General features: G+C 67.4%; 9 protein-coding genes and 1 tRNA gene. 5 read left to right on the forward strand and 5 right to left on the reverse strand.

Annotated features, from left to right (window positions below):
• Positions 1–28: 28 nt before the first annotated feature.
• On the reverse strand, positions 29–688 hold the full coding sequence (locus QNJ12_RS13530) for a DUF3662 and FHA domain-containing protein (RefSeq protein WP_300623244.1): 660 nt from the start codon (positions 686–688) through the stop codon (positions 29–31).
• Between the two features lie 123 nt (positions 689–811).
• Between QNJ12_RS13530 and QNJ12_RS13535 the strand changes: the two genes are divergently transcribed.
• Positions 812–898, forward strand: a tRNA-Leu gene (locus QNJ12_RS13535).
• Between the two features lie 139 nt (positions 899–1,037).
• The gene (locus QNJ12_RS13540) at positions 1,038–2,840 is read left to right on the forward strand and encodes a hypothetical protein (RefSeq protein WP_300623246.1); all 1,803 of its coding nucleotides are present in this window, start codon (positions 1,038–1,040) and stop codon (positions 2,838–2,840) included.
• A gap of 41 nt (positions 2,841–2,881) precedes the next feature.
• On the opposite strand, the gene QNJ12_RS13545 is transcribed toward QNJ12_RS13540, so the two are convergent.
• From QNJ12_RS13545 to QNJ12_RS13560, 4 genes are read right to left on the reverse strand one after another with little or no spacing between them, the layout of a single operon-like run.
• Positions 2,882–3,943, reverse strand: a complete 1,062-nt coding sequence (locus QNJ12_RS13545; RefSeq protein WP_300623247.1) for a hypothetical protein — start codon at positions 3,941–3,943, stop codon at positions 2,882–2,884.
• Entirely contained in the window at positions 3,940–4,911 is a 972-nt protein-coding gene (locus QNJ12_RS13550; protein WP_300623248.1) for a hypothetical protein, read from the reverse strand. The genes QNJ12_RS13545 and QNJ12_RS13550 overlap by 4 nt, the downstream gene beginning before the upstream one ends.
• A 59-nt stretch (positions 4,912–4,970) precedes the next feature.
• Positions 4,971–6,311, reverse strand: coding sequence for a site-specific integrase (locus QNJ12_RS13555; RefSeq protein WP_300623249.1), 1,341 nt, complete (start codon positions 6,309–6,311; stop codon positions 4,971–4,973).
• A gap of 4 nt (positions 6,312–6,315) precedes the next feature.
• Entirely contained in the window at positions 6,316–7,068 is a 753-nt protein-coding gene (locus QNJ12_RS13560) for a helix-turn-helix domain-containing protein (RefSeq protein ID WP_300623250.1), read from the reverse strand.
• A 90-nt stretch (positions 7,069–7,158) separates the two neighbouring features.
• Here QNJ12_RS13560 and QNJ12_RS13565 point away from each other — a divergent pair, with 90 nt between their 5' ends.
• The 3 genes from QNJ12_RS13565 (at position 7,159) to mobF (ending at position 10,326) form a co-directional block, all read left to right on the forward strand.
• On the forward strand, positions 7,159–7,374 hold the full coding sequence (locus QNJ12_RS13565; protein ID WP_300623251.1) for a helix-turn-helix domain-containing protein: 216 nt from the start codon (positions 7,159–7,161) through the stop codon (positions 7,372–7,374).
• 8 nt (positions 7,375–7,382) lie between these two features.
• Entirely contained in the window at positions 7,383–7,796 is a 414-nt protein-coding gene (locus QNJ12_RS13570) for a hypothetical protein (protein WP_300623252.1), read from the forward strand.
• An 85-nt stretch (positions 7,797–7,881) separates the two neighbouring features.
• A complete protein-coding gene (mobF, locus tag QNJ12_RS13575; RefSeq protein ID WP_300623253.1) occupies positions 7,882–10,326 on the forward strand; it encodes a MobF family relaxase in 2,445 nt (814 codons plus the stop codon).
• The last annotated feature ends 27 nt before the right edge of the window (positions 10,327–10,353 follow it).

The raw sequence follows: 10,353 nt of genomic DNA on the forward strand, positions 1-10,353 counted from the left end.
CGCGGTCGGCGCACCCCTCGGGGTGACGTCACGAAGCCTCGAAGCGGAGGCTGACCGACCCGACCGTGATGATGTCGCCGTCGGCGAGACGATGATCGGCGACCAGGCGCTCGCCGTTGACGAACGTGCCGTTGGTCGAGCCCAGGTCGTTGATCACGAAGCCACTGCCGGCCCGGTGGACCTCGGCGTGATGGCGGCTGGTGTTGCCGTCGGAGATGACGACCACGCAGTCGGCGAGGCGCCCGATCAGGTTCTTCTCCTCGCCGAGCTCGATTCGATCGCCCGAGGGCATCACGATCGTGCCGGGCCGCTTGCCCGGTTCGGGTTGCCGGAGCTGCGAGGCGATCCCGAAGCGGCCGGGCTTGAGCGTGTTGTCGACGCGCAGCTCGACGCTGACCGGCCCCATGAAGTGGTAGCCCTCCTCGCGGGCGTACTCGCGGCAGGCCTCGACCAGCTCGGTGCGAAGGGCGTCGTCGATGTCGGCGAACCCAGCGTGGTCGTCGGCCGAGAGCAGCACGACGAAGTCGTTCGGCACGATCCGCTGGCCCTTGACGTCGACCGAGCGGTGGTCGTCCATCTCGCGGATCAGGCGGCGACCGAGCTCGATCGGCCGGATGGAGTTGCGTGAGCGGCGGAACACGCCGTCGACCATACGCTCCAGACGCCGTTCCAGTCCCTGCAGGCCCATCGGCCCGCCAGGCTAACGGCGCGGTCACGCCTGGCGCTGGCAGCGCGGTCGCCCCTCTCTGTCGTGTGGACCGAACCGTGTTGGGCGCCTGGCGGCGAGGGGTTACGCTTTCGCTCTCCACTCGGGCGAGTGGCGGAATTGGCAGACGCGCTGGCTTCAGGTGCCAGTGAGGGCAACCTCGTGGGGGTTCAAGTCCCCCCTCGCCCACCACGAAACCCCTGCTCAGCAGGGGTTTCTGTCTGTGGAAATCCCCCCACTTCTACCGGATTTCTACCCTTGCGCGCGCAAGTTGTCGCCTCCGGCGCTCCTTTGCGCCCGGGTGTCGTCTGCGGGGTCCATACTCAAGACGATGACCCAGGTTCCTTGGTCGGTGCTGGGGCCGACGCGTGTTGAGCAGATCGTTGGCGTGCTGCTCGGCCGCGAACACCCGACTTCGACCCGCCTGCGGCCGGGACGCGGTGATGGCGGGATCGACGTCTTCGTACCGGTCGGCGACGGGCGGGTTGACGTGTTTCAGATCAAGTCGTTCGCCGCCGCACTGACGTCAAGCCAACGATCGCAGATTCAGCGCTCGCTGCGGCGAGTCGCCGACAACCCGAACGTGACGGTTCGCGACTGGTATCTGACCCTGCCGCTGAACCCGACGCCCGGCGACTGCGCGTGGCTCGACGAGGTCTGTGCCGACGTCGACTTCCACCACGACTGGTTCGACCTCGGACAGCTCGAAGGCCTAGCAGCGAAGTACCAGGACGTCGTCGACTACTACGTGGGCGACGGTCGAGCTCGCCTCGAGGCGACCATCGAGCGCCTCCGTGGGCTGAGTGGCCTAACACCGGCCGCCAGCGAGCGGGTGTTGGGTCCCGAAGATCTCATCGACCCTTTGGCGGCCGTGCATGAACTCCTCAACCGAGATGACCCGCACTACCACTACGACTTCCACGTAACCCGGACGCACGCACCGGCGAATCGGCTCATTCCGCCCACGCTGGTGGCGAGTTGGTCTCTCGGCTCAGCCAACTCGGTGATCACCTTCGACATTCATGCCCGCTACCTGCAAGCGACCGAGGACCGTCCAATCCCAGTTACGTTCACCGTGCACAGTGATCGCCTCGAAGGTGCTGCTGCCGAGGCGTGGGATCGGATGCTCCGATACGGCACTCCGGCAACCGTCGAGGCCCCAGCCGTGAGCGATGCCGAGATCGGCTTGCCTATCGCCGCCGGCCTCAGTGAGGAGGTGGCGCTGATCCGATTCGGCCCGGGTGTTCCTTCAGGCGCTCGGCCCTACAAGCTGCGCATGCGCTTGATCGACCCCAACGGACTTGACGTCGCTGAGACCACTCTTGACATGCAGCCGGTCACGCGCGGCATGACGGGTGGATGGCGGATCCACGGCACCGCGCCCCACGATGCGTTCACGCTCGAGGTCGTCGGCGACAGCGAGCCGACCACCGATGCCGGAGTGCCGATGCGTCTCGCCCTCAGTCTCGGTCCCCTCGCCGGCGAACCGCCAGCCGGTCTTCGTCCCTGCATTCGATTCCTCGCAGCGTTCCGGCAGCCAAATCGGCTGCAGTTCCTACCGCCATATGGTCCTCCTGTCGCCGAGCCGATCGTCATACCCGAGCCCGAGGCACCGATCACCGACGCGCTCGCTGATCTGATCGAGGCGCTTGCTGACCTCCAAGAGCACGCCGCCGCGCACCTCGTCACGCCGGAGTTCGAGAGTCTCGAGAGCGAAGCGATCGCCGCCATCCATCGTGCCGCTCGACTGGTCCGCGGCGAGACGATTCGCAGCCGATGGGTCGAGCAGCCGCTCAGCTTCCCGACGTCCGGCGCGCCGGAGATCCCGGACGGGCCGATCCAACTCCACCTCGGCGGCGACTACACCCTCCAGGTTGGCGACCAGACGGTGGTGCTCGCGCCGATCACCACCGTCCTTCTGGCCTCCACGCTGACAAGGACGGGCGGCACCGATGATCAGATTGAGCTCACAGCCCGGCCGGCGCTCGGCAACGACACCAGGCTCTCGTACCTCGTATCGATCGAGGACGCGCCTCTTCACCCGGTGGAGCAAGGCGACGAGTCGAGCCAGACGCTCGCCATGGATGCCGGCCCAACGACTACGACCGACCCGTCGGGCGAGACTGAGGGTTGACTCCGTGGGCTCGGCCGACACTCGTTGAGATCGCGCGTAGTTCAACCGGCTGGCACGAGCCGACGATCCAAAGTCATCAGATCGTTGAGCGCGGGGTCCACCAGTTGAAGCGCACCGTCGACGTGGTGTTGCAGGTTCGCAACCAGTCGAGCGAGTGAATTCCCGCAACACCCGCTGCGAAGATGGACGCGAATCAGCTGCGGGCTGGCTTCGATCCGGAGTTGGTGCCCGACATGGAGGTCAACCACGTCGCATTCGACGAAGTCATCGTCGCCGTCCACGAGGCCCCACAGCCGGAAGGGCTCGCGAGACGACAGCAGTTGATGCATGAACGATCGGAGGGCGGGGAGCGGGCGGGAAAGGGCGATCTCGATTGGCGCCCCACCCACGGTGCCTCCACCCTGTTCGTACGAGTCGAAACGAATGGCGTTGGCCTCGGCCGCTTCGACGAACGACCGGTATCGAGCCAATACGTCCGAGACGACGTGTTGATGAAGGGCGAAGGAGTCTCCGGTGGCTACGAACTGCGCGAATCGGTTCGCCGCCTCGTCGACGTAGCCGTACTCGGGATCGACAATCGCAACGCCCATTCGATCGATCGAGACCGCGTGCTCAGAGCCCTTGTCATGTCCGATGAGGTCCAACAGCCGGTCGATGTTGGTGCCGCGCGCGGTCAGAGAAAGATCGTGCACTGAGTCCGGGCTCAGCATGTCCCAGCCTCGGAAGTCCGTCTTCACGAACTTCGGTCGGACGCCTGGGTAGAGGTTCCGGAGATGGGCCGATGGCAGCCACACCTGGTCGAGGTCCGGACGCGCCGTGACCCTGGCGCGGAGAAACCGTGACATCTCCTGCGCCTGAGCTGTCGAATGGAACGACCAGAATCGGCCGTCGAGGCTGTCGACGACAACCGAGCTTCCGGAGTCCAGCCGGACCGTATGCAAGTGGACGTCATCTGTCGTGCTCACCGCGGAACGGCCGAACACATCGGTAAGGAACTCTCCGGCGGAGTGCCCGTTCGGGTGTGCCTCAAGCACGAACGTCTTCCAGGGAGAGGTCGTGGGCGTCGCAAAGTCGCGCTCCAGCGTCTTCCGGTTCATGCTCATTCGTCTTCCTCCTCCCCTGCCTCCGCGGTGTTGGTTGACTCCAGTTTGGCCAGTTCAGCGTCGAGGTCAACATCATCGAACAGGCCCGGCTGCTCGAACTCAGCTCTGCTGGGAAGAACCTGGCCGCCGAGCCGACCCGCAATCGCCTGGTAGCGCTGGGTTCGGCCCCTCGGGTCCGATCGTTCGGGGCTGTCCACGATGGTGACCAAGCCGTGATCGCGCACGGACGTGCGACCGCGATACTCGAAGTTTTCCGGGGAGCGGTCGCAAACCCGCTGTGCCGCTTGCTCAACGCGCTTCTGGATCGCGCGGCGGTGACCGGCACCGTAGATCGGAAGGTGGGGGACCGCATCGCCAGCCAAGTCGATCGTGCTGACCATTGGATCTCCTCGCGCCACATGAGCCATGACCGCGGCACCCACGACGCGGTCGTAGTCCTCGTCGGGTGATTCGTCGTCAACGCGGATGGTCGCGGGAGGAGGACCGGGAACGGCTAGCCCAGATTCCGCAATCCCGATGATCTCGGGAAGCGCGTCTGAGTTCCGAAGCGTGATGTCCTGGTCGCCGACCACGACGATCGGATACGGGCAGCTTGCCTTCGAAAGACCTAGCTCAACACGGTCCGCCGTATCCGCCAAGCAGACGTAGCAGGGCTGAACCTCGATGTCACCCGGCTGAGTGATCGTCACTCCTGTTGACCTCACCAACTCGGCCGGGTCCAGCATGCCGTACCGGACGGCCTGCTCGTTCTCGATGTTGTTCCCGGACTTGCACTCGGCCGCGATGAATCGGTTGAGGGCCGGATTGAACGCAACAGCGTCCACGACAACGAGCCCGTTTTGGGTGTGGAGCGGGATCTCGAGACCCTCGAGCCGGTAGCCGGCGTCAGCGAACGGCGAGGGCCAGGACGATGGGCCACGTGCGGCCAGCGCGATGAACGCGTTGACGGGTACCAGGCGGCGGTCCACGAATCACAACCTACGATGCCTCGAGCGGGCGAATCGTGATCGCTCGGCGCGGGACGCCCCTACCACGGCAACACCGCCCTGGCGACGGCAGCGGCTGCCTCGTCGTGGAGCGTGGGGCTGACGTGGCTGTAGATGCCCAACGTGATTGCGATCGTCGAGTGGCCGAGGCGCTCCTGTACGATGCGCGGGTGAATCCCTTGCTCGAGCGCAAGCGTCGCCCAGGTGTGGCGGAGCCCATGGAGAGTCAGCCTCGGTAGGCCGTATTGGCCAACTCGACGTCCGAACTGCGCGCTGACTGCGTCGGGGCGCAGGCAGGCACCATCGGGGTGGTGGAAGACGAGGCCCTCGTCGGAGAAGTCGGGGCCGACGAGCAACCGCTCCTCGAGCATCGCCTTGCGATGGTCGCGCATGACATCGACAGTCGCATCGTCGAGTGCGATCGACCGCCGGCCACTCGCCGTTTTCGGCTCGCCGACCACGACCTTGCTACGGGTCTGGGTGATCGTCTGGACAACGCTGAGGCGGCCCTTGTCGAGATCGACGTCCCTCCACCGGACGCCGATCGCCTCGCCGCGACGCATGCCGGTCGTGGCGAGCAGCACCCACAGCGCATGGAGCCGATCACCCGAGTCGCGCGACCGCGACAGGAACGTTCGGAGCGTCGCCGCGTCCCACGCCTGGACTCCGTCGGACTTGCGGCCGGCTCGCGGTGGGTCGGCGGCATCGGCGGGGTTGCGCGCCAACCGTCCCCAGCGGACCGCGTCCTTCAGCGCGCGATGGAGGATCGTGTGGACGTAGTTGACCGTGCGGCGATCGAGGCCCTCGGGCAGGTCGTCGACCGCTCGTCGTTGACCCTGCCGGCGGAGGAGCGAGGCGAGGGTGTCCTTCGTGATGTGCGACGCCTCGTCGAACTCGGCCCGCAAACGCTCGGCCGTCGCGGCGAGCGACAGGCCATCGGCGCGCAGTTCGAGCGCCCGCTCGACGACCTGGGGCGAATAGCCGCGCCCGGTCCGCGAAGGCTGCCGACGACCCGACGTGAGCAGCAACACGTACAGACCGTTCAGCACCGCAGCGTCGACCTTCGCCAACCGGGTCGAGCCAATGTGGGCGATCACGTGGTTGCGCATGTTGCGCTCGTACGAGTCGAACGTCGACGGGCGCACCGTGTGCTCGATCGCCGCCAGCCACTCGGTCAGGTAGTCGGCGAGCGTCTGCTGGGTCGGCTCGACATACTCGCCCCGATCGAACTTCGACAGCAGATCGACACGAGCCTTCTCCGCCTCCCGCTTCGTCCGGTACCCCGAGTGCCACTTCTGACGACGCCGGCCGGTGAGCGGATCGGGGTCGAGCTCGATCTTGACGTAGTACCGGTCGCCCTTCTTCACCACCGACCCACGCACCGGACTACTCCCCAACCGCCTCGTGCATCCGCCGTACTGCCGCCTCGATCGTGGCCTCGTCGGCCGATTCGATCTCCTGCTCGTCGAGTGTCTGCTCGCCCTCACGGTGCGACATCGACTCGAGGTAACCCCGCGGCCCGAGCGCCTCGACCTTTCCGGCGAACTCCTTCAGGAACCCGGCGACCTCGTCGAGACGGTCGCCGTACTCACGCTCGATCTCACGCAGCCGCTTCTTGCGCCACGTGCGGAAGCTCTCGTGCCAGTTGCGCGCCCCCTCCTCGGGCCCCCCGAACACGGCGGCGAGCACCGGGTCGGTCTCCTCCGGGTTGTTGATCCGAATCTCGGCGAGGCGCTCGTCCATCGGGTCGAGCTGCCACTCCTGGCCGAGCAGCGCGGCGTACAGCTCGGTCACCGGACGATTGGTGTCGGCGAGCACGTTCATGCCAGTGCCGGGCGGCGGGACGAAGAAGTAGGCGATCGGCACCTCGAACACCACCGACAGCAGGTAGAGCTCGTGGGCGTCGAAGCGGCGCCGGCGGTCACCGTCGAAGCCGCGCTCCATCGCCGAGATCGACGCCTGCGGCAGCTGATGACCGGTCAACCGGCTGAGCCGCTCGGCGACGGACTGCTGTGTCCAGCCGCGCCGCTCACGGATCGCCTTCACGTTGTACGACACCACCGCGTTGACGTCGAGTGCGTCGGCCGGACGGGGCCGAGGCGCCGGCTCGGGCGCCGCCTTCTTGCGAGATCGGACCATGTCGCTCCATTGTTCCGTGTTGTGCTTGACAACCATAACACATGGCGCGATCATCGCACCCTGCTATATGACATGCGGAGGTGTTGAACGATGCTCGATGACCTGCCACCGTTCATGACCGTCGAACAGGCGGCCGAGGTGCTCCAGCTCGGTCGCTCGAAGACGTACGAGCTGACGGTCGAATGGGAGTGCACCTCGGGTGCGAGTGGCCTGCCGTTCGTGCGGTTCGGCTCGCAGAAGCGCGTGCCACGGGCCGCCCTCGTCCGACTCATCGAGTCGACGCTCGACCGGCCGCCGGCCGCGTGACGTCCGCGATGGCGGCTCGTGCTCGCCTCGTGATCGGCGACGCAGCCGACGATGTGCGGCGCTCGATCGGCGCGACGTCGTGGGCCGCGCTCGAGCTCCTGGCGTCTCGTGCCGTCGAGCTCGACGGCAATCGGGTCGTGACTGCGTCGATCCGCGACATCGGTGACGAGCTGGGCGTTGCGAAGAACACCTCCCACCGCGCAGTGCGCCGACTCGTCGTCGCGGGTCTCGTCGCGCCGGTCCAGGAACGGTCGACCGATGGTCGCTTCCTTGCCGGCACGTACCGGCTCACGGTACCGGCCGACGTGCTCCACCCCGTCGCCGACCAACCGAGCGCCACCACCCGTGCCAACCGACGCACGGCCTCCAAGCGTCGCCACCACAGCGACGACTCCACCCAACTCTCCCTGCTCACCCCCTGACCGCCCGGTCGCCCATTCCCATGAACGTTCCCGACTACGCACTCCCGACAGAACAGACAAGTGCCCAATCGCTGGGCGGGCAGTGATGCTCCGGGTCCGCACTATCTACGCCCACTCCGCAGGCGCCGCCGTCGACTACTACACGCGCTACCTCACTGAGGCGCCCGGCGAGATTCCCGGGACGTGGCACGGACGGCAAGCGGCGGGCCTCGGCCTTGCCGGCGACGTCGCAGCCGACGACCTGCTCGCCATCCTCGAGGGCCGTGACCCACGATCGGGGACAACGCTCGGACGGGCACTCGCCGACCGCCAGCTTGCCGACGGCTCGATCGTGAAGGCGGTCGCGGGCTTCGACGCGACCTTCTCCGCACCGAAGTCGCTGAGCGTGCTGTGGGCGCTCACCGGAGACACCCGGTTGCTCGAAGCACACGACGTCGCCGTCCACGCCGCGCTCGCCCACATCGAGCGGTACGGGTCGACGACACGCGTCCGCGTCGCCGGTGGACGACGGCTTCATCCCGACTCGCAGGGCCTCACGATCGCCGCCTTCAGGCAGACCACGTCGCGCGCCGACGACCCGCAGATCCACACCCACTGCGTCATCTCGGCGAAGGTTCAGACCGCGGAGGGGCGCTGGCTCGCGCTGGACGGCCGCTACCTCAAGAAGCATCAGCGCGTGCTCGGCGGCCTCTACCAGTCCGTGCTCCGCAACGAACTCGCCCACCGCTTCGGGATCGTCTGGGGTGACATCGAGAAGGGCCAGGCAGAGATGTCGGCGATGCCCGACGAACTCCTTGCGACCTTCTCGAAGCGCACCGACCAGATCGATGACGCGCTCGCCGCCAAGATCGACGACTTCGTCGATCGACAGGGACGCGACCCGAACCAGTGGGAGCTCGGTGCGATCAAGCGCGAGGCAGCCGTCGACACCCGAGCCCACAAGTCCGGCAACGGTGTCCCCGACCTGACGACACGGTGGGACCGAGGAGCGGCCGACATCGGTTGGACTGGCCTCGACCTCGTCGACGCGTTCGAAGCCCAGCGGATCGACGCCTCGGCGCGGCCGCCCGCGATTTCCGTCGACAGCCTCATCGACGCGCTCTCGACCGCTGGCTCGTCATGGAACCGAGCCCAGATCGTCGGAGCGCTCACCGACGCTGCTCGACCCGACCCGTCGCTCTCCGGCAACGAGTGGGCCTCGCGGATCGAGGTGTGGGCCGACGCCGTCGCGGCCCGCTGCATCGAACTCGACCCGGACGAGACCAACGCACCGACCCGAGCGTCCGACGGGCGATCGATGTGGCACGAGCCCATCTCGCCGCACATCACCACCGAGGCGATCCTTGCCGAGGAGGAGCTCATCGCGTCGTGGGCGCTCGCTGCGCAAGCCGACGATCCCCGGCCGTCGCCCACGGTCGCGGCCGGGAACCTCGACGTCCTCCAAGCGGAAGTCGCCGCCGCAGTCGCGGGTGACGATCGGCTCGTGCTCGTCGTCGGCCCGGCCGGAGCGGGCAAGACGACGACGTTGCGCGCCGCCATCGACGACCTGAACGCCGATGGCCGGCCAGTGTTCGGCGTTGCGCCGTCGGCCAAGGCCGCCCGTGTCCTCGAACGTGAGACCGGTGTCGCGTCCGACACCCTCGCCAAGTTGCTCCACGAGTGGCAACGCGGTGACCGCCCGCCGCTCGATCGCTACCGACTCCCGGCTGGCACGACCGTCATCGTCGACGAGGCCGGCATGGTCGGGACGTCCTCCCTCGCATCACTCACCCGGCTCGCTACCGAACACGACTGGCGCCTCGCGCTCGTCGGCGACCACCGCCAGCTCCAAGCCGTCGGACGTGGCGGCATGTTCCACGAGCTGTGCGCGACCGGTCGGGTACACGAGCTCGCGCGAATCCACCGTTTCGTCGACGAGTGGGAGGCAGCCGCGTCCCTCCTCCTGCGACGCGGCGAGCCCAGGGCGATCGACGCCTACCTCGAACACGACCGCATCGTCGCCGGCACCTTCGACGAGCAGCTCGCCCTCGTCGTCGATCAGTGGCGGACCGTCCACGCCAGCGGAGGCGTCTGCGCGATCAACGCATCGAGCAACGACCACGTCGACGCCGTCAACGCAGCGGTGCAGTCCGCACGGCTCGCAGCCGGTGACGTCGACGGCCGGCGCGCGGCTCGAATCGGCGGATCGGAGCACGCACACGTCGGTGATGTCGTCGTGACCCGACGCAACGATCGCCGTCTCACGACCGACGTCGGCGAGCCGGTCCGCAACCGCGAGACGTGGACGGTCGTCGGCGTCGGTGACGACGGATCGCTCACCGTGTCGTCGAACGGGGGCGCCGGTCGTGTCGACCTGCCTGCCGAGTACGCCCGAGAACACGTCCGACTCGGCTACGCAGCCACCGAGCACGGCATCCAGGGCGACACGACGACCGTCAGCGTCGAGCTCGTCTCGGAAATCACGACACGGCGAGGCTTGTACGTCGGCGCGAGCCGCGGCCACGAACGGAACATCATCGCCGTGTCGTGATTTCCGAGACGAGCTCGACGCTGACGG

This window comes from Ilumatobacter sp. (assembly GCF_030065885.1).
Classification (GTDB): domain Bacteria; phylum Actinomycetota; class Acidimicrobiia; order Acidimicrobiales; family Ilumatobacteraceae; genus Ilumatobacter.

What these genes read in the sequence shown, in the direction of transcription:
- QNJ12_RS13530 (WP_300623244.1), bottom strand. Translation starts at nt 688, where the DNA reads ATGGGCCTGCAGGGACTGGAACGGCGTCTGGAGCGTATGGTCGACGGC.
- QNJ12_RS13540 (WP_300623246.1), top strand. Translation starts at nt 1,038, where the DNA reads ATGACCCAGGTTCCTTGGTCGGTGCTGGGGCCGACGCGTGTTGAGCAG.
- QNJ12_RS13545 (WP_300623247.1), bottom strand. Translation starts at nt 3,943, where the DNA reads ATGAGCATGAACCGGAAGACGCTGGAGCGCGACTTTGCGACGCCCACG.
- QNJ12_RS13560 (WP_300623250.1), bottom strand. Translation starts at nt 7,068, where the DNA reads ATGGTCCGATCTCGCAAGAAGGCGGCGCCCGAGCCGGCGCCTCGGCCC.
- QNJ12_RS13565 (WP_300623251.1), top strand. Translation starts at nt 7,159, where the DNA reads ATGCTCGATGACCTGCCACCGTTCATGACCGTCGAACAGGCGGCCGAG.
- QNJ12_RS13570 (WP_300623252.1), top strand. Translation starts at nt 7,383, where the DNA reads ATGGCGGCTCGTGCTCGCCTCGTGATCGGCGACGCAGCCGACGATGTG.
- mobF (WP_300623253.1), top strand. Translation starts at nt 7,882, where the DNA reads ATGCTCCGGGTCCGCACTATCTACGCCCACTCCGCAGGCGCCGCCGTC.